The organism is Oceanotoga teriensis, from assembly GCF_003148465.1.
GTDB classification, from domain to species: Bacteria; Thermotogota; Thermotogae; order Petrotogales; family Petrotogaceae; genus Oceanotoga; species Oceanotoga teriensis.
Genome location: NZ_QGGI01000029.1, coordinates 1 through 19989, shown reverse-complemented (window position 1 = coordinate 19989; position 19989 = coordinate 1). Strand labels below are relative to the sequence as shown.

Genomic DNA, 19989 nt, shown 5'->3' with positions numbered 1-19989 from the left:
GTGAGTATTTAGGGGTGAGGATAATGAGTTGGGTTCCACCCAGATCCATTCCGAACCTGGCAGTTAAGCCTTCTCATGCTGATGGTAGTACACTTTTTGTGTGCAAGAGTAAGTTTCGCCCCTTCTTTTTTTCTAAGAGAGAACTTCTTTGTTCTCTCTTTTCTTTTATTTATTCTAAAAAAGGGGGAACTTTTAATGATTAGATTTGGTATAATAGGTACAAATTTTATTACTGAAAGATTTTTAGAGGCTGCAAAACTAATAAAAAATTTTAAATTAAATGCTGTTTATTCAAGGACAGAAAAGAGAGCTAAAGAATTTGCAATAAAATATGATGTGGAAAATATTTTTACCAATTTAGAACAGTTATCTAAAAGCGATTTGATCGATGCTATATACATAGCAAGTCCTAATTCTTTACATCATGATCAAACTTTATTATTTTTACAAAATAATAAAAGTGTGTTATGTGAAAAACCTATAGCTTCTAATTTAAAAGAATTAAAAAATATGATAGAAGTGTCTAAAAAAAATAAAGTCCTCTTAATGGAAGCATTAAAAGGTAGTTTTTTACCAAATTATATTTCAATAAAAGAAAATTTATATAAAATTGGTAAAGTAAGAAAATATATTTCTAATTTCTGTCAGTATTCTTCAAGATATGATAAATATAAAAATAATGAACTTCCAAATACATTCAATCCGATTTTTTCAAATGGAGCTTTAATGGATATAGGAATATACACAATATATCCTTTAATCGATATATTTGGTATGCCTAAAAATATTAAATCTGAATCATTATTATTAGATTCAGGTGTTGATGGACAAGGGACGGCAATTTTAGAATATAATGAGATGGAAGGTATTATTAATTATTCAAAAATAAGTAATTCTAAACTTTTTAATGAAATTCAAGGTGAAAAGGGAACTATTTTAATAGATAAAATTTCTCAACCATCTGATATAAAAATATTTTATAATGATGGAAGTATAGAAAATATAACTAAAAATCAAATCGATCAAAATATGTATTATGAAATAGAACATTTTATAAATCTTATTGAAAATAATATTATAGAATCACCAATTAATACATTTGATCTATCTTTAAAAGTTATGTCTATAATTGAAAATATTAGAAAACAAAATAGTATTATTTATCCTGCCGATAATAAATAAAAAAAAGAATTCTTTTATGTTATAATTGTTATAAAAGAGTAAAAAAAAGAAATGATTTTTTTTTATTTAGGAGGGGATATTATGAATAAAGAAGAGCTTTTAAAAAGGAAAAGAATCCTTGAGATTGAAAAAAATGCTATAGAAAAGTATATGGGGCCTCATGAACATGATGAATCTTTAAAAGAAGAATGGGAAAGATTAACAACAGAGCTTGAAAAAATTGAAAAAGAACTTTAAAATTAAAAAGGCAGATTTATATCTGCCTTTTTTTATATATTGACTGTTTAAAAAATTTAATCTTTATAATGTATAATTGAGGAAAAAGAACAATCGAGAGGTGTTAGAATGTATGTTCGAAAATGGTATTCTAAATCTTTTCATTATGTATATTTAAATTCTACTTTAAGAGAATTTTATGAGAAGCTATCTGATCTTGGAGATAATATAGCAATTTTGAGAAATGATAATACTTTGTATAATATGATTACAAAGGAAGAACTCGAATTTTTGAGTAAATTTGATGAGAATATGAAATTATATGAAATTCTTGATCCTGTAGAATATTTTTTATTTGATGATGATTTAGTTGAAGATGCTTTGAATATAATGCTTGAAAATCATATAAAAGTGTTACCTGTAGTTGATTCTGAAATGATTCCATTGGGTATATTTGGTTTCTTTGAAATATTAAGAGCTTTTAGAAGTATTTCAGCTATGGATGAATCTGGAACTAAAATTATTTTAACAAGAAAAGATAAGCCTGGTCAACTCAATAATATACTTCAATTACTTGCTAAAGAAGATATAAATGTACTTTCTTTGATGACATCAAAAAATGTTAATTCAAAAAGGTCTATAACCTTAAAATTAGATATACAAAATGTGAATATTGTTTCTGATATTTTTGAAAAAAATAATATTGAATATGATGCGATTTTTGAAGAAAATATTGATTATATTTGAGGAGGTCTTTTATGATATTAAAGGTTTTAATACCAGGTGGAACTTTATGGATACCTGAACGTATACAAGGAAGTTATGCAACTATATGTCTTTTAGAGCATAAAAACAAAAAAATAATAATGGAACCTGGATATGAACCTTCCTTAAGATTTTTAGAAGAAAAATTTCAAGAATTAAATTTAAAATCGGATGATATTACAGATATTCTTTTGAGTCATGCCCATTTGGATCATGCAAAAAATTCTATTTATTTTAAAAATGCCATTGTTAATGTTCATAAATTATACGATAATAAAAATTTTAATAAATTTGGAGATTTTTCTTCTCAATCTTATATTAATATGATTGAAGATATAAAAAAAAGAGAGAAAAAATTTGATAATGGTGATATATTATTTGAGTCAATAGAAGTCGTACATACTCCTTTTCATAGTAAAGAACATTGTTCTTTTTACATAAAAACAGAAAATATGGGAAAAGTTTTTTTTCCAGGAGATATATGCATGACGAGAATAGAATTATATGATATTATGAGAGGTTTAAGAACGGATGAGGTGGCTAATATAGTAAAAAAATATTATGATATTAGTGATTGGATTGTATTTACTCATGATGCACCTTACTCAATAAAATAAAATTTTGGGAGGGTTAATATGAAAATTGCTTATGTTTCTTTTGAGGTTGTACCTTTTGCAAAAGTAGGAGGTCTTGCAGATGTTGCAGGAGCTTTGCCAAAATATTTAAAGAAAAGAAAAAATAATGTTTTTGTTGTTATGCCTTTTCATAAAGTTATTAGAGACAATTTCAATAATTTAAAACTTATTTCTGAAGATTTTGTGCCTCTTTCTCATGAACTCAAACAACCTTTTTCAGTTTATGAAGGAAAATTACCAGAGAGTGATGTAGTTGTCTATTTTATAAAAAATAATGAATTATTTAATACAAAAGATATATATGGTGGAAGAGATTTAGCACTTCAAAGTTCATATTTTTGTGATAGTGTTTTGAAATTTATTAAAGAAATACATCCAGATACAGATTTAATAAATGTTAATGATTGGCAAACATCTTTAATACCAGCATATCTAAAAAATAATTATTTTTTAGATGATATATTAGGAAATATTAAAACAGTTCTCACAATTCATAATCTTGGATATCAAGGTATATTTACGAGAGATAAATTTGATCTTACTGGACTACCAGATTTTATATTTAATCCAGAATATGCAGAATTTTATGGATATACAAATTATCTTAAACTCGGAATCATATATTCTGATATAGTTAACACAGTTAGTAAAACTTATGCCGAGGAAATACAAACAGCCGAGTTTGGATATCAGCTTGATGGAGTATTAAGGAGTAAAAAAGACTTTTTATATGGAATAATCAATGGAATTGATTATGAGGAATATAATCCTTTAACTGATAAAAGAATATTTAAACCTATAAAAAATTATAATGATAAAATAGAAAATAAATTAAAACTTCAAGAGAAACTTGGTTTAAAAATTTCTAAAGATGTTCCAGTTACTTCTCTTATAAGTAGATTATATGATCAAAAAGGACTTGATTTAATACAAGAAATAATTGAATATTCTCTTGCACTTGATTTTCAGTTTGTGATTTTAGGAACTGGAGATAAAAAATATGAAGATTTTTTTAATGAACTTTCAAAAAGGTATCCCAAACAAGTAAGTTCGAATTTATTCTTTGATTTAGATCTCGCTCAAAAAATATATGCTGGATCAGATATGTTTTTAATGCCTTCTTTATATGAACCATGTGGACTTGGTCAAATGTATTCTATGAGATATGGAACTGTACCAATTGTTAGATATACTGGAGGATTGGCAGATACTGTTATTGAATTTTATGAAGAAGGAAATGGAAATGGATTTGGTTTTTATGATTATACTTCTAAAGATCTTTTAAATGCCATAACTAAAGCAGTCTTTTATTATAAAAAAAGAAATAAAGAATGGAAGAAATTGTTCGATAATTGTATGAAAAGTAATTTTTCATATGAAACTACAGCTTTAAATTATGAACATCTTTATAAAGTGGCTTTGGAGTTATCAAGAGGTGGAGAGGATTGAGTGAATTAAGAAAAGATCCTCTAACCAATAGATGGGTAATAATATCTGAAGATAGAGCTAAAAGACCTATGAATTATGTAGAAGAAGAGCGTATAGAAGAACTTTATTGCCCTTTTGATTATGGAAATGAAAATAGTACTCCTAATGAACTTCTTTCGTTTAGAAGTCCAGATAGTAAGGCTAATGAATCAGGATGGTGGGTTAGAGTTGTTCCAAATAAATTTTCAGCTCTAAAAGAAAATATAATTTTAGATAAATCACCTTATGGAATTTATGATAGAGTATCGGGATTTGGATATCATGAAGTAATAATAGAAACACCAGAACATAATACTAATGTATCTCATTTTTCATTGAAACAAATGGAAGAAGTTTTTTGGGCATATTTAAAAAGATTTAATTCTTTAAAAGAAGATAAAAGAATTAAGTATATACAGATATTTAAAAATTATGGTAAAAAAGCAGGAGCCTCTTTAGTTCATCCACATTCTCAATTAATAGCTACGAGTATTGTTCCTGTTAATCTTATAGATGAAATAGAAGGTGCAAAAAAATATTTTAATTTTAAAAACAGATGTGTTTTTTGTGATATTGTTAAATATGAAGAAGAAGTAAATGAAAGAATTATTTTTAAAAGTGAAAATTTTATAGTATTTGAACCTTATGCTTCAAGATTTCCTTATGAAACATGGATTATGCCGAGATTTCATTCGCATGATTTTGGAGAATTAGAAAAAAATGAAGATATAGTAAAAGAATTGGCTGAAGTTTCTAAAAATTTTTATTCCAGATTTTTTAAAGTTTTGAATAATCCTCCTTATAATATGCTTATTCATACGGCACCTTTTGGAGAGGATTGTAGTAAAGAATACCATTGGCATATAGAAATAATACCCCGAATTACTAATATAGCTGGATTTGAATGGGGAACAGGATTTTATATAAATTCTGTTTCTCCAGAAAAAGCTGCTGATGAATTAAAAAAGGAGGAACCATTTTTATGAAAAAGGGATTGATTTTAGTTTATTTATTTTTAGGGATTTTAATTTATTCATTTAATCTCAGTATAAAACCAATATTTACTACTTATAATGAAGAAAATACAAATTATTTATTTTATTCAGTGACTCCTGTGATGGATTTTGGAACTTTAAAAATAGGACCTGGTGTTAATTTATATCAAAATGAAATAGGTGGTAAATTTTATTATGGAGTTCCAAATAGATATACAGAAGATAGTACCAATGTATATAATATGTTTTCTATAAATTATTTAGAGATTTCTACTGATTTTGCAAATTTTAAATATTCATTTATGAATGAATATACACATGGTTTAGGAACAACTATGTATAGATACTCAAAAAAACTTGCAAAATCTTTTGATTTGAAGATCTTTAAAGAAGATGAATATAATTTTTCAGTTCATTATCCATATGAAATTACAACTTATTTTCCATTTACCACAAAAAATTCAGCAACTTTATCATGGGTTAATTTAGATTATAATTTTGATATTTTTAATATGGGAATTTTAATTGCAACTAATTATCCATATTCAGATTATCATACTGATATAGTATCAATTTTGAATGTATATAAACCTTTTGGACCTTTAAATTTAGGTGTTGAAGGAAGTGTTATATATACAAAAGCAGAAAAAAATAATCTTGTATATGGAGATACCGTTGGTTTTTTAGGAGGATTAGGAGCAGCTATAAGTTTTGAATACGTTGATTTAAGAGCTTTGCCTATAATATATTTAAGTAAATATTCAAATTTAAATTATTTGGACAATAATTATGAAAAAACAAATAATTTAGCTCAAAATTATGATTTTTTAGTATTATCTGAAGAAGAAAGATTGGGAGGTATTTATGATATATCATTTAGATATGATGATATTTTAGATTCATATTTAAGATATAGTTATGAAGTTCCTTTTAATTTTAGTGAAATTCAAAATCAAAAGATATATTCAAAAGTTTATTTAAAATCACCTATTTCAGAATACCCTTTTTCTTTTGAAATGAGTTATAACAGAATATTAGAAAATAATGAATTTGTTTTTGATATTTTTAAAGAAATATTCAACAAGAATACACAGTTTGAATATTCTTTAAACTATAATTTGCTTACTGGATTGAGTCTTTCATATATAAATTATTATGATCATATATCTAATGAAATGAAAGGTAAAATAGCTTTGAATGCAACTTATCAATTTTAAAATAATCGAGAAGATTATATCTTCTCGATTATTTTTTTATCTAAATTTAAATCCAAGAATTTATTTTTGATATATAGTTTATTATTTTCTATTAGTTTTAAGTATTTTTCTGCTGTTTTTTCCCAAGTATAATTATTTATAACTAAATTATATGATTTATCAGAGTATTTTAAATAATCTTTAAAACAAGTTAAAAATCCTTCAGCAATATTTTGTGGATTTTCTGGATCTATTAAAATACCTTCTTTATTTTTGAAAATCTCTTTTGGTCCACCATTTTTTGTTGCAACGATGGGCAATTTACATGCAGCAGCTTCTAATGGTGCTAAACCAAAAGGCTCATAAAAAGATGGCAAACAAAAAATAGCTTTATTTTTTCTCAAATAAGAGTATGTACATGCAAGATCTTTTTGAGATTTAATGTTTAAAAAGATAATTTTATTTTCTATATTATTTTTTAATATCAAATCTATCATAGGCTTAATTATATTTCTATCTGAATCATTTAATTTATCTATTTCAAAGGGGTTATCTATATTTCTTAGAACAATAACCATTTTTGAGAAATTATTTAAATTTTTGTTTTCAATGAAAGCTTTTAAAGCATTTAAATGATTTTTTTTGAATTCTAATCTACTCGAAAGAATTATTAAATTTTTATAATTTTTTATTTTGGAATCTAAATATAACTTAAGTTCTTTTGATATATTTAAATCAGGATTAAAAATTTTTGTATTAACTCCAGGAGGAATTAAATTAAATTTTTCTAAATTTGTTTGAGAAATTTCTTTATAATAATCATGCATATATTGTTCTTCTTTTTCTTGAACAGTTGAAACAGATATAAAATCACAATATTTTATTGATAATTTTTCAGCATTTATTCTTTTTGTAAAATTAAAATCTTTATCATATTTGATATAATTAAATTCATTTACATTTAATTTATCCATTTTCTGAGCTCCTAATGAATGAGCTGTAAAAGAAAAAGGTTTGTTTATATATTTTTTCAGTAGAGCTCCCGTATATCCTCCATCGGCATAATGAGTTGTAAAAAAATCTGGTATTTCATTGCCATAGAATTTTATTATTTGGTTTGAAAATTCATTTAAATAAGGCCAAATTTTTTCTTTTTGTAGAAATTTATTACCTCCAAACTCTAATCGTATAATTCTTAAATTATTATAATTATCATAATAATCTATAGACTTACTGAATTCTGGCCATTTATCATCAACTATTTTTCTTGTTATTATATCAACTTTTATACCCAATTTTGACATAGCCATAGCCAATTCTTTTACATATATTAATTGACCCCCAAAATCTGGATGTTCTGTTAAATGAGAATCAAAGTTATCAAAATTACCTTGAGGATTTATAAAACCAATTTTCATATATAAGACTCCTTTCAAATTAGAGCTTTTTTAAATTTGATATATCGAATTCTGCACCTATATTTTTTAAACTTTCTTCTGCAAAGGATCTTCCAAAGTATAAAGAATCTTCTATTGTTTTATTGTTCATTATTCCATAGTATATTCCAGACCAAAAAGCATCTCCTGCCCCTGTTGTATCTATAACCTCTTTTATAGTAGAAGGAATTTTTAATGATTTGTTTTTATTATTTATGTATATAGCACCTTTTTCTCCTAAAGTTAGTACTATATTCTTTGCTCCCAAACTAAAAAATTCATTTATATAAGAATCTAAAGTATTTTTTCCAAAAATGCTTTCGCAATCATCTTCAGAGGGTTTTATTAAATTTATATAAGGAAGTATTTTTTTTAATATATTTATTATATTATCAGAACTCTTCCACAAAATTTTTCTATAATTTGGATCGAATCCAATAAATAAATTATTTTCTTTAGCTTTTTTTAATATATTAAATGTATTTTTTAAATTATGATCTGTTGATAATGCCCAAGAAGATATATGAAGAATTTTTGATTGAGAAACTAAATTTAAAGCTTTATCATTTAGTTCTAAATTCAATGAAGAAGATCTATAAGCATGAAATTTTGGTGTTTTTTTTGACTTTAAAACTGTTACAATATCTGTATTATTATCTTCACTTATAGTTATTCCAGAAGTATTTATATTATTTTTTTTAAGCTTTTCAAGTATGAAATTTCCAAAAGGATCATTTCCAATTTTTGATATCAAAGCAGTTTTTACATTTAATTTTGATAAATTAATACAAATATTTGCTGGAGATCCTCCAAAATATTTTTTAAAAGATAGAGAATCTTTTAAATTTTCTATATAATCACTTGATATTAAATCTATTAAAACTTCTCCATACGATATAAAATCCATATTTTGATCGCTCCTTTTTGAAAAAAATTTTATTTCATTAATATTATATCAAAAAAAATTTCATGCATGCAATGAGGAAAATGTAAAAAAAACGTTTTATTTATGAATAAAAGCTAATATTTCTATATAATTGATGTTAATTAGATTTTTATAATGATGTTAAAAATTTTATAATTGTATTATAAAATGATGTTCTACATTACTTGGGAGGTGGATTAAGTGAAAAAAGGGTTATTATTTATTTTTATATTATTACTTTTTGTAAACGTTTTCTCAGTAAATATTTCTATGACTGCTGGAGCAGTTGGTAAAGAGCTTGAAGTTCTTTATAAACAAGTAGAAGAGTTTGAAAAATTAAATCCTGATATAAGTGTAAAAGTTTTACCTATGCCAAATTCTTCAACATCAAGACATGATTTGTATGTTACATATCTTGCTTCTGGAACACCAGATCCAACAGTTTTGATGCTTGATGTAATATGGCCAGCTGAATTTGAACCTTTTTTAGCAGATTTAACATCTGATTATGATTATTTTGAACTCGATAAATTCTTAGAAGGTACAGTTAAATCCGTAACTTATAAGAATAAAGTAGTTGCAATACCTTGGTTTACAGATGCTGGATTGCTTTATTATAGAAAAGATTTATTAGATAAATATGGTTATGATGTTCCAAAAACTTGGGATGAACTTTATAATATAGCAAAAGATATTTCAAACAAAGAAAAAATAGATGGATTTATATGGCAAGGAGCTTCTTATGAAGGTCTTACATGTGATGTTATGGAATTTATACATTCACATGGTGGAGCTATAGTTGAAAATGGTGAAGTTGTTCTTGATAAACCAGAAAACAAAGAAAGAACTATAATAGCTTTAAATTATATGAAAAAATTGATAGATGATGGTGTTACAAGAAAAGGTGTAACCACTTATATGGAAGAAGAAGCAAGAAGATTATTCCAAAATGGAGATGCTGTTTTTATGAGAAATTGGCCATATGCTTGGACTTTAGTAAATGGAGATTCTTCAAAAATAGCAGGAAAAGTTGGAGTATCTCCTTTACCTAAGGGATCTAACCCAGAAGGAAGAAATTCTGCAACTTTAGGTGGATGGAACCTTGCAATAAATGGTAATGCATCAAAATCTCAAATAGAAGCTGCTAAGAAATTAATAAAATTCCTTACAAGCCCTGAACAACAAGTTGTAAAAGCTTTAGGAGTTACTCAAAATCCAACGAGAAAAGCTGTTTATAATGATCCAAGAATAAAAGAAGAAATTCCTTTCATGGTTGAACTTTATGATGTATTTATAAATGCAGAACCAAGACCTGTAACTCCAGTTTACTCTGAAGTTAGTAGAGAAATATATACAGAAACAAGTAATGTTTTAAGAGGAATAAAAACACCTGAAAAAGCAGTAGATGATTTAATAAATTCTTTAAAAGAAATAATGTAAAAATAATTTTTTATTGACGGTAAGCGGATTTTATCCGTCTTACCGTTTTTTAAAAGAGGAGGGTGTTTTTAATGAACAATTATAATAAAAAAGATATGAAATTAGCTTTTTGGCTAATAATACCAGCTTTAATTGCAATAGGTATAACGGCTTTTATACCTTTGATACAAACTTTTTATGATTCTTTTTTTAAATGGTCATTAAGACCTGGATTTGAAAGAGAGTTTTTAGGATTTAAAAATTATATAGATTTGTTTCAAGATAGTAGATTTTTAGCTTCTCTATGGAACACTATATACTTTTCATTTTTTTCTGTTTTATTTGAATTTTTAATTGGTTTAGGTGTTGCATTAATTTTAAATGCGAAATTTAAGTTTAGAGGATTTATGAGAGCTGCAATGTTAATTCCCTGGGCTGTACCGACAGTTATTTCATCTCAAATGTGGAGATGGATGTTTAATGATCAATATGGAGTTATAAGTAATTTATTTTATACTTTAGGAATATTAGAACAAGGAACACCAATATTAGCCGATCCAAAACTTGCTTTAAATGCTATTGTTGCTGTCGATGTTTGGAAGACAACTCCTTTCGTAGCTCTTTTATTGTTAGCTGGACTGCAGTTAATACCTGGAGAACTTTATGAGGCTTCCAGAATAGATGGTGCAACAAAATGGAAGCAATTTACAAGTATAACTTTACCAATATTGAAACCTACCATTGCTGTTACTCTTATATTTAGAACCTTAGATGCATTAAGAGTTTTTGATATTGTATATATAATGACTCCTGGTTTACAACAAACAGAAACAATGTCTGTATACAATAGAAGTTTACTTATGGATAATATATTTTCTCCAAGAGGTCTTTTTGGATATGGATCAGCCTTATCGGTTATTATATTTTTGATTATTGGAGTTTTTACACTTATTTATATCAAAACTATGAAATTAAAAATAGACTGATGGGGGGATTTATATGAGAATTGGAATGAAAGGAAAAAAAAGATTAGAAAAAATTATTTTATATATTTTTGTTATTATAATATTCATATATTTTGTTTTTCCATTTTATTGGGCAATAAGAAGTTCTTTTACAAGTAATAAATTACTTTTTTCAGAGAATTTTAATTTGATACCACCAGAATTTACTTTTGAACATTATATAAATGTTTTTAAAGAGCATAATTTTTTAAGAAATATATGGAATTCAATTGTAGTTGCAGGATCTACTACGATATTATCTTTAATAATAGGATCTTTTGCAGGGTATGCTGTTGCAAGATTAAAAATACCTGGAAAAATATTTATTATGGGAAGTATTTTAGCTGTTTCAATGTTTCCTCAGGTTTCAATCCTTGGAGGACTTTATCAACTATTAAGAAATATGAATCTTATAGATACTTATCCAGGACTTATAATACCTTATACAGCGATTACCTTACCTCTTACAACATGGATTTTACAAAACTTTTTTAGAGATTTACCTTTATCTGTTGAAGAATCTGCTTATATAGATGGATGCTCGAAGTTCGAAACTTTATGGAGAATTGTTTTGCCTTTATCTGGACCGGCTATAGTTACAACTGGTCTCTTAACTTTTATAAGTGCTTGGAATGAATTTATGTTTGCTTTAACTTTTGTTATAAATCCTGAAATGTTTACAGTTCCAGTAGCTATTTCTATGTTTACAGGAGCATCACAGTATGAACAACCTTGGGGGCAATTGATGGCTGCATCTGTTATGATAACAGTTCCTTTGGTTATACTTGTTTTAATATTTCAAAATAAAATAGTAGAAGGATTGACTTCTGGTGCTGTAAAAGGATAAAATATTTAATAAAAGACTTTTGATATACTAAATATTCAAAAGTCTTTTATTTTTTATTTTGAAATAAAAAAACCTTGCGGTATAATTGAATTTGATGTAATAAATCGTTTAGGATGGGAGTGATTCTTTTGAAAAGACTCTTTGGAACAGATGGTATTAGAGGAATAGTTAATGAGGAACTTACAGTTGAATTAGCTATGAGAGTTGGAAATGCTGTTGCAAGACTTTATAATGGTAAATATGATAGGCTTTTAATAGCAATGGATACAAGAAATTCAGGTAAAATGTTTGAAATAGCTATAGCTTCTGGAGCTGTAGCAGCAGGAATGAAAGTGGAATCGTGTGGAGTTATACCTACTCCATCTTTGGCATATCTTACAAAAAAAGAAAAAACTGTTGGAATAATGATTTCAGCATCTCATAATCCTTCTACTTATAATGGGTTGAAGGTTTTATGCGAAGGATTTAAAATACCAGATGAAGAAGAAGTTGATCTTGAAAACATTATATTATCTGAAAATATGGAATATGCACCATATGGTGATGTAGAAGAATTTATCATTAATGGAGGAAAAGATAAATATATAGAATATGTGAAAAGTATATATAAAAATTTAAATTTAAATTATAAAATAGCTATTGATGTTGGAAATGGTGCAGCTGGTTCAGTAATTGAAAGTATTTTAAATAATTTAAATTTAAATTATACTGTTTTCAACAATGAGCCAGATGGTTTTAATATAAATCAAAATTGTGGATCTACTGCTCCTGATTTTTTATCTGATAAAATAAAAAAAGGTAATTATGATTTTGGAATTCTTTTTGATGGAGATGCTGATAGATGTCTTTTCTTAGATTCTAAAGGTAATTTAGTAGATGGAGATAAACTTATGGCTATAAATGCTTTTAAATTAAAAAAACAGAATAGATTATCTGAAAATACTGTTGTTGCAACTATAATGAGTAATTTAGGATTTGAAGAATATTTAAAAGAACATGGAATAAACCTTGTTAGAACGGGGGTTGGAGATAAATATGTTCTTCAAAGAATGATAGATAATAATTTTACCATAGGTGGAGAACAATCTGGGCATATAATTTTTATGGATAGATCTACAACAGGAGATGGTTTGATTACAGCTCTTGAAACTCTTGATACTATGAAATTTTTTGAAAAAACAATTGATGAACTCATATGTGAAATTCCTTCTTATCCTCAATTATTAAAAAATGTTTCAGTTAAAAATAAAAAAGATGTTATGAAAGATGAAAGAATAGAAAAATTAAAAGAAAAATATGAAAATATTTCAGGATTGAAACTTGTTTTAAGGCCTTCTGGAACAGAACATAAAATTAGAGTTATGGCTGAAGGAAAAGATGCGGAAAAAGTAAATTCAATAGTATATGAATTTGTAGAATTAATAGAATTAATAGATAAAGAATATTAAATAAAATAAAAAAACTCCAAAGTATATAAAAATTACCTTGGAGTTTTTTTATTTATTGTTAAAAATATTATTTTTATCTATAAAAGAATTTTACTACAAATCTTATATTATCTCTGTACATTATAAGTGCAACATAAGAATTTTTTTCAACAGAAGAGGCTATTTTTTCCCAATCTGAAACATTTTTTATATCATGATATGTTCCATTTATAGCTATTTGGTTTATTAAATCACCTTTGGTTATTCCAAATATAGGGGAATTATTAGTTACTTCTTCAACTATTACACCATTAGTATTTTTTGATAAAGATTTTTCTTCCACATCTTTTGGAGTTATTTCTCTGACTATTAATCCAAAATAATCTTTTTTAGCTAAAACAACTTCTTTTTCTGAACTTCCCAATAATACATTTAATTTTATTTCTTTTCCAAATCTATTTATTATGACTTCTATTTTTTCACCAGCTGTATAAGTTCTTATAATAGATCTCAATTCTTCGGCATTAGATATTTTTTTATTATCTATTTTTACAATTACATCATCTGCTTTTATTCCAGCATCAGAAGCAGCTGAATTATCTATTACATCACTTATATAAGCTCCTTCATCAACTTTTAATCCAAGTGATTTTCTCAATTCTTCTGTTATATCTCCAAAATAAACTCCGAGATAGGCTCTTTCATATTTTCCGTCATCAATTATAGAGTATGCAAATTTTTTGGCCAAATTTATTGGAATTGCAAAACCTAAATTTACTCCTTGATTTGGGTTTACTATTATTGTATTTACACCTATTACTTGTGCATGTATATTTAAAAGAGGTCCACCACTATTTCCTGGATTTATAGCTGCATCTGTTTGAATTAAATCTACATAATAACCAGAACCATCAGGTTTTTGTACTTTTCTATTCAAAGCACTTATTACACCAGTTGTTACAGTATGACTCAATCCTAATGGATTACCAATTGCTACAACAGTGCCTCCTATTTCAAGCTCTGATGAATCACCCAATTCAACGATTGGAAGTTTTGAATCTGTATTAACTTTTAATACAGCAAGATCTAAATCTTTATCTCCACCAATATATTTTGCTTCGTAGACTTTGTCATTTCCAAGAGTAACATTTATATTCGTTGCATTTTCTACTACATGATAATTTGTTATTATATAACCTTTTTCATCAAATATAAAACCAGTTCCTAAGCTTGTGAATTCTCTTTGTTGTGTAGGGGGAATTTCACCAAAAAACTTTTTAAAAAAATCTTCTATATAAGGATCAGAATAAGATTCTGTTTTTCCTTTTGCTTCAATACTTACAATTGCTTCAGAAGATGCTTTTACAACATTAACTATTGGACTTTGATATCCTTCGTTTACAATTGCGAATATATTAATAGACAAAACAAGTAATGATAATATTACTAAAACTTTTTTCATAAATCCACCTCCAAAAGTCGATATGTTCGAGTTTATTATGAAACTTTTCTCTTAAAGATTACTTAAAAAAAGGTTTTAATTTTATCTATTGATTCAATAATTGCATCGGCATCTTTTATTTCATCATAGCCATAACCATAAGAACAACCAATAGACTTTATATTATTAACTTTCGCAGAATATATATCATGTTTCCTGTCTCCAACCATTATAAAAGAATTATTTTTTTCTTTTTTCATGATATGTTCAATTACAAAATCTTTATCTCTCCACCCATACATTTCAGAACAATGTGGTGAATCTATATATTTTTTTAGGCCTTTATTCAACATTGCTTCGAGATATTTAATATTACAATTTGAAAGAATAAATAGTTTTTTATTTTTATTTTTTAAAAATTCTAAAGTTTCAAGAACATTATCAAAAAAGACATTTTCTGTTTTTTCTATGATGTTTTCTTCTTTTTCATCCAACAGAAGTATAGCTTTTTTTATCAATTCATCATCATTTGTATTTAAAAGATTTTTCCAAATTTGATCTATAGGATATCCTATATATTTTATTATTTCATCATCTGAAATAGTATAATTAATATTTAGATCTTTTATAACTTCTTTAAAAGCGTTTAAAGTAAATTTTTTGGTATTAACAAGTGTTCCATCAAGATCAAATATAATATTTTTAATATTTTTAAAATTATTTTTTGTCATATATTTTCTCCTATCATAAAATTTTGAATTAATATTGTTTTATCTGTTACAGACATATTTTTATTTAAAATTAACTTTTTAAATTTGAAGTTTTCTTCTAAAACAATTATTTCTTGTGCTAAATTAGCGATTTCAAATGGTTCATGAGATACTAAAATTATTTTTAAATTTTTATTGAATATAGTATTTTTAAAGTCTTTGATTATATTATTTTTATTTTTAATATCAAGAGAAGAAAAAGGTTCATCCATTAATATGATATCTGAATTATATGAGATAGCTCTTGCAATATTAACTCTTTTTTTCATACCACCAGATAATTCTTCGGGGTATTTTTCTAAGGAATCATATATATTTAAACTTGATAATATATCTTTAATTTTTTTATCTGAAATATTGGGTGAAACAAATTTTATATTATCCTTTACATTTAGCCATGGTATTAATCTATCTTCTTGAAATATATAAGATAATCTTTTTTTAGATGATATTAATTCACCACTCGATGAAGGTAAAAGACCAGAAATAATTTTTAAAATCGTTGTTTTTCCTATTCCCGACTCTCCAGCTATACAGTATATAATATTTTGTGAAAAATCATATGAGAAATTTTTTAATACATATTTATTATTAAAGCATTTAGATACATTTTTTAATATTAGTTCATTATTTTTATTTATATTTTTAGATTTAATTATTTTGTTATTTTTTAAGGATATTTTTGGCTTAAAATTTAATTTTAATATCAATTTCTCAAATATTATACCATTTAATATTAAAAATATGGTATATGCAAAGACTTCTTCTGTATTTAAAGTACTTTTTGCAAGAGCTAAAGAATAACCGATTCCTTTAGATCCAGCTAAAAACTCTCCTGCGACTATAGATCTCCATAATGTTCCCGAAATTATTTTTAAGCTTGATATTAAGAAAGGTATTATGGATGGCAAAAAAATATATTTATAAATATAAGATTTAGATACTTTATAAATATTAGCCATTTCTAATAATTTAGTATCTGTAGATTTAATACCTTCTGATATATTCAATATCAATGTTGGAAGTATTATTATAAAAGATACAAATACAGGAGTATAAAATCCTATGCCAAACCATAACATTGTTATGGCTATATAAGATATTACAGGAGCACCTTGAAGAATCATGACTATTGGTCTTATCATTTTATAAAAATTATTTTTAATACCAGCTAAAAGACCTATTGGAATACCAATTATAATACTCAAAGAAAATCCAATTATACTTTTTAAAAGAGTATCAAAATAATTTATCCAAAAATCTTGAGTTATAAATAGAGAAAAAAGTGTTTTAAAAGTTAGTATTGGACTTGGAAGAATTAAGGGACTGTAAAAAAGAGATATTATAAACCATATAATTATAAATAAAGATATCCCAATTAAAAACATTTAGCACCTCTAAAAAACAAACCCCGTTTATACGGGGTTTATTTATTATTTATTGAAATCAAGTTGTCTTTCTATTTGAACATATCTATAAAATTCAAGTTCATCCCCTGAAGATATATCATCAAAATTTTCAAATTTTATTCCACATTCTTTAGGAGCATCAACCATTTTTACTTCATCTTTATAATGTTTAAGACTTTCAATTGAAACATCATTTACTAATCCACCATTTCTATATATTCTAACTTTTCCATTTCTGGTTACAAATCCTTCGAGTATTTGTACACCAGCGATATTTCCAACTTTTTTAATTTTAAAGACTTCTTTTATTTTTCCAGAACCAGTTATTTCTTCTTTTTCTTCTGGATCGAGCATACCTTGTAAGGCTTTCTTCAAATCGTCTATTAAATTAAATATTATATCATATTTTTTTATTTGTATTCCTTCTTTTTCCGCTTCTTTAATGGTTTTAGAATCAGCTTTAACTCTGAATCCCATTATTACAGCATCAGAAGCAGAAGCAAGCATTACATCACTATTTGTTATAGAACCTATTCCTGCATGTATAACTTCAATATCAATGTCTTTATTTTGTAATTTACTTATAGAATTTTTTAAAGCTTCAATTTCACCAAATGTACTCGCTTTTAATACTATATTTAAAACCTTTTTTTGATCTTCTTCCATCATTTTCATGAGATCTTCAAGCTTAACATGTTTTTTTGATATTCTTTGATTTTGAATATTCAACATTTCTTTTTTTATTGAAGATATATTTCTTGCTTCATCTAAAGTATCTACAACATAAAGTATTGAGTGCATGTCTGCAACTTCATCAAATCCTAATAATTGTACAGGTGTTGAAGGGCCAGCAGCTTTTATAGTTTTTCCTTTATCATCGAGCATTCTCCTAACTTTCCCGTGAGTAGAGCCAGCTATAAAGAAATCACCTGTTTTTAAAACCCCATCTTTTACTATTACTGTAGCAATAGGTCCAAGAAATTTATCGAGCTTACTATCTATAATTACTGCCCTTGCATTTCCATTAGGTTTACATTTTATCTCTTCCACTTCAGAAACTAAGAGAATCATTTCTAATAAGTCTTCTATACCTTTACCAGATTTTGCAGAAATTTCAACTGTTATAGTATCTCCACCCCAATCTTCAGGTATGAGATTTAACTTTGCAACCATCTGTTGTTTTGTTAATTCTACATTTGCATTAGGTTTATCTACTTTATTAATTGCAACTATTATAGGAACACCGGCATCTTTAGCGTGATTATATGCTTCAATAGTTTGAGGCATAACGCCATCATCAGCTGCTACTATTAAAATAACTATATCTGTTGCCTGTGCACCCCTTGCTCTCATTTCAGTGAAAGCTTCATGACCAGGAGTATCAATAAAAGTGATTTTTTTGTTGTTGTATTCAACCTGATAAGCTCCGATTGATTGGGTTATTCCGCCAGCCTCACTTTCAGCAACGCTTTCGCCTCTGATATTATCCAATAAAGTAGTCTTTCCATGGTCAACATGTCCCATAACAGTTACAACTGGAGGTCTTATTTTTAATTTTTTAGAATTGTATTTATAATATTCATCCCATTTATTTATAATATGTTGAGCTGGATCAGAAGATACTTTTGAAGCTTCTTTTATTGTTACAAGGTAATTCATATTTAAAGCTATATCTTCTACCATTTCTGGACTTAAGTCTTGACCAGGTCTTAAAACTATTCCTTGCATGAACATAGCTTTTATTAAATCATTTTGATTTTTACCCATTTTTTGAGCCAATTTATCAAGTTTTAATTCATCTTGTGCAATTATAATTTCTTCTATTTTATTTTCTCCTTCAGGTTTAATTGGTGGTTCAACCTCTTTTTTAGAATTATTTTCATTTTTTTCTTTTGATTTAGAATCTTTTTTTATGTTCTTTGTTGTTTCTTTTTTTGCAATTTTTTTCTTATTTTCTTCTTCCATTAAATCCAATATTGCTTCTACTGTATCGTCTTCCAGTGTACTCATATGACTTTTAACTTTTATATTGAATTCATTTTTTAAAAGTTGTATAAAATCTTTTGTATTCATGCCAATATCTTTGGCCATTTCATATACACGGGTTTTAGACATTAATTATCACCCCCATTAACTAAATCAATAATACCTTTAATTATACTCTCATCTTCAATACCTACAGCAGAAACTTCAATTTTGCCAACAGCTTTGGCCAAGTCCAATTTATTTTTGCTTTCCAATAAAACATATTTAATACCATAGTGAGAACATTTATTCATTAAATCTTTTAAAGTGTTCTTACTTGCATCAGAAGCAATTACTACCAATTTATGTTTTCTTGGTTTTGAAATATAACTTCTCAAACCCTCCTTGCCAAAGGCGAATTTATTAGCACGAGAAGAAAATCCTATTAAAGTGAGTATTTTATCTTCATTCATCGTGTCACGCCCCTTATAATTTTAATCTATTATATAAATTATATCATTAAATCATTTATAGACAAAATAAATAGAGTTAACTATTTAATAAATATTATTAACGTATCTTAATAATAAAAATAAATATTTACATAAGTTAAAAATATTCTTCAAACACGTTAAAAGGTGGAAATGTGTAAGGAAAGGGAGGAATAAATGTAACAAAAAAGAAATTGACAGGAGATAGAGAAATGTGATAGTATATACTTCGGCTGGCTGAGAAGCCGGAGAAATAAATGCTGTTTGAAAAGTGGATAGAAGAAAGCCAATAAGGTAAGGAAGAAAAAGACGTCAGAGAAAGAACTGAAGAAGGACAAACCATAAGGATGAAGGGTTTGATCCTGGCTCAGGGTGAACGCTGGCGGCGCGCCTAACACA

At 26.2% G+C, this 19989-nt stretch carries 18 protein-coding genes and 1 rRNA gene; 12 read left to right on the top strand and 7 right to left on the bottom strand.

Annotation, left to right across the window (positions count from 1 at the left end; genetic code table 11):
* Positions 1-10: 10 nt before the first annotated feature.
* The 8 genes from rrf to C7380_RS12760 all read left to right on the top strand — a co-directional run bounded on the left by rrf (position 11) and on the right by C7380_RS12760 (position 6477).
* A 5S ribosomal RNA gene (gene rrf, locus C7380_RS12790) occupies positions 11-124 on the top strand.
* Between the two features lie 71 nt (positions 125-195).
* Positions 196-1182 (top strand): Gfo/Idh/MocA family protein, encoded by a 987-nt coding sequence (locus C7380_RS12785; RefSeq protein WP_109606541.1) that lies wholly within the window; start codon positions 196-198, stop codon positions 1180-1182.
* Between the two features lie 81 nt (positions 1183-1263).
* Entirely contained in the window at positions 1264-1419 is a 156-nt protein-coding gene (locus C7380_RS13615) for a hypothetical protein (RefSeq protein ID WP_240597626.1), read from the top strand.
* 108 nt (positions 1420-1527) lie between these two features.
* Positions 1528-2145: a CBS domain-containing protein gene (locus tag C7380_RS12780; RefSeq protein ID WP_109606539.1), complete on the top strand. Its 618-nt coding sequence runs from the start codon at positions 1528-1530 to the stop codon at positions 2143-2145.
* A gap of 11 nt (positions 2146-2156) precedes the next feature.
* Positions 2157-2780, top strand: a complete 624-nt coding sequence (locus tag C7380_RS12775; protein WP_109606538.1) for an MBL fold metallo-hydrolase — start codon at positions 2157-2159, stop codon at positions 2778-2780.
* 18 nt (positions 2781-2798) lie between these two features.
* The gene (locus C7380_RS12770; protein ID WP_109606536.1) at positions 2799-4247 is read left to right on the top strand and encodes a glycogen synthase; all 1449 of its coding nucleotides are present in this window, start codon (positions 2799-2801) and stop codon (positions 4245-4247) included.
* A complete protein-coding gene (gene galT / locus C7380_RS12765) occupies positions 4244-5251 on the top strand; it encodes a galactose-1-phosphate uridylyltransferase (RefSeq protein WP_109606534.1) in 1008 nt (335 codons plus the stop codon). Before C7380_RS12770 ends, galT begins: the two co-directional genes overlap by 4 nt.
* Positions 5248-6477: a hypothetical protein gene (locus C7380_RS12760; RefSeq protein WP_109606532.1), complete on the top strand. Its 1230-nt coding sequence runs from the start codon at positions 5248-5250 to the stop codon at positions 6475-6477. Before galT ends, C7380_RS12760 begins: the two co-directional genes overlap by 4 nt.
* Positions 6478-6491: 14 nt before the next feature.
* Here C7380_RS12760 and C7380_RS12755 read toward each other — a convergent pair whose 3' ends face one another.
* Both C7380_RS12755 and C7380_RS12750 read right to left on the bottom strand, forming a co-directional pair.
* Complete coding sequence (locus C7380_RS12755) at positions 6492-7874, bottom strand: glycosyltransferase (RefSeq protein ID WP_109606530.1); 1383 nt, start codon at positions 7872-7874, stop codon at positions 6492-6494.
* Between the two features lie 19 nt (positions 7875-7893).
* Positions 7894-8799, bottom strand: coding sequence for a carbohydrate kinase family protein (locus C7380_RS12750; RefSeq protein WP_109606528.1), 906 nt, complete (start codon positions 8797-8799; stop codon positions 7894-7896).
* Between the two features lie 219 nt (positions 8800-9018).
* Between C7380_RS12750 and C7380_RS12745 the strand changes: the two genes are divergently transcribed.
* From C7380_RS12745 to C7380_RS12730, 4 genes are all read left to right on the top strand, one after another.
* Positions 9019-10257: an ABC transporter substrate-binding protein gene (locus C7380_RS12745; protein WP_109606526.1), complete on the top strand. Its 1239-nt coding sequence runs from the start codon at positions 9019-9021 to the stop codon at positions 10255-10257.
* Between the two features lie 71 nt (positions 10258-10328).
* Positions 10329-11222, top strand: coding sequence for a carbohydrate ABC transporter permease (locus C7380_RS12740; protein WP_109606524.1), 894 nt, complete (start codon positions 10329-10331; stop codon positions 11220-11222).
* A 13-nt stretch (positions 11223-11235) separates the two neighbouring features.
* On the top strand, positions 11236-12087 hold the full coding sequence (locus tag C7380_RS12735; RefSeq protein ID WP_206050613.1) for a carbohydrate ABC transporter permease: 852 nt from the start codon (positions 11236-11238) through the stop codon (positions 12085-12087).
* Between the two features lie 128 nt (positions 12088-12215).
* A complete protein-coding gene (locus tag C7380_RS12730; RefSeq protein ID WP_109606522.1) occupies positions 12216-13535 on the top strand; it encodes a phosphoglucosamine mutase in 1320 nt (439 codons plus the stop codon).
* 73 nt (positions 13536-13608) lie between these two features.
* Here the strand turns inward: C7380_RS12730 and C7380_RS12725 are convergent, their stop codons facing one another.
* The 5 genes from C7380_RS12725 to C7380_RS12705 form a co-directional block, all read right to left on the bottom strand.
* Complete coding sequence (locus C7380_RS12725; RefSeq protein WP_109606520.1) at positions 13609-14976, bottom strand: trypsin-like peptidase domain-containing protein; 1368 nt, start codon at positions 14974-14976, stop codon at positions 13609-13611.
* 62 nt (positions 14977-15038) lie between these two features.
* On the bottom strand, positions 15039-15686 hold the full coding sequence (locus tag C7380_RS12720) for an HAD family hydrolase (protein WP_109606518.1): 648 nt from the start codon (positions 15684-15686) through the stop codon (positions 15039-15041).
* Complete coding sequence (locus C7380_RS12715) at positions 15683-17113, bottom strand: ATP-binding cassette domain-containing protein (protein WP_109606517.1); 1431 nt, start codon at positions 17111-17113, stop codon at positions 15683-15685. The genes C7380_RS12720 and C7380_RS12715 overlap by 4 nt, the downstream gene beginning before the upstream one ends.
* 45 nt (positions 17114-17158) lie before the next feature.
* Positions 17159-19249: a translation initiation factor IF-2 gene (gene infB, locus C7380_RS12710; protein WP_109606515.1), complete on the bottom strand. Its 2091-nt coding sequence runs from the start codon at positions 19247-19249 to the stop codon at positions 17159-17161.
* On the bottom strand, positions 19249-19572 hold the full coding sequence (locus C7380_RS12705; RefSeq protein ID WP_109606513.1) for a L7Ae/L30e/S12e/Gadd45 family ribosomal protein: 324 nt from the start codon (positions 19570-19572) through the stop codon (positions 19249-19251). The genes infB and C7380_RS12705 overlap by 1 nt, the downstream gene beginning before the upstream one ends.
* Positions 19573-19989 lie beyond the last annotated feature (417 nt).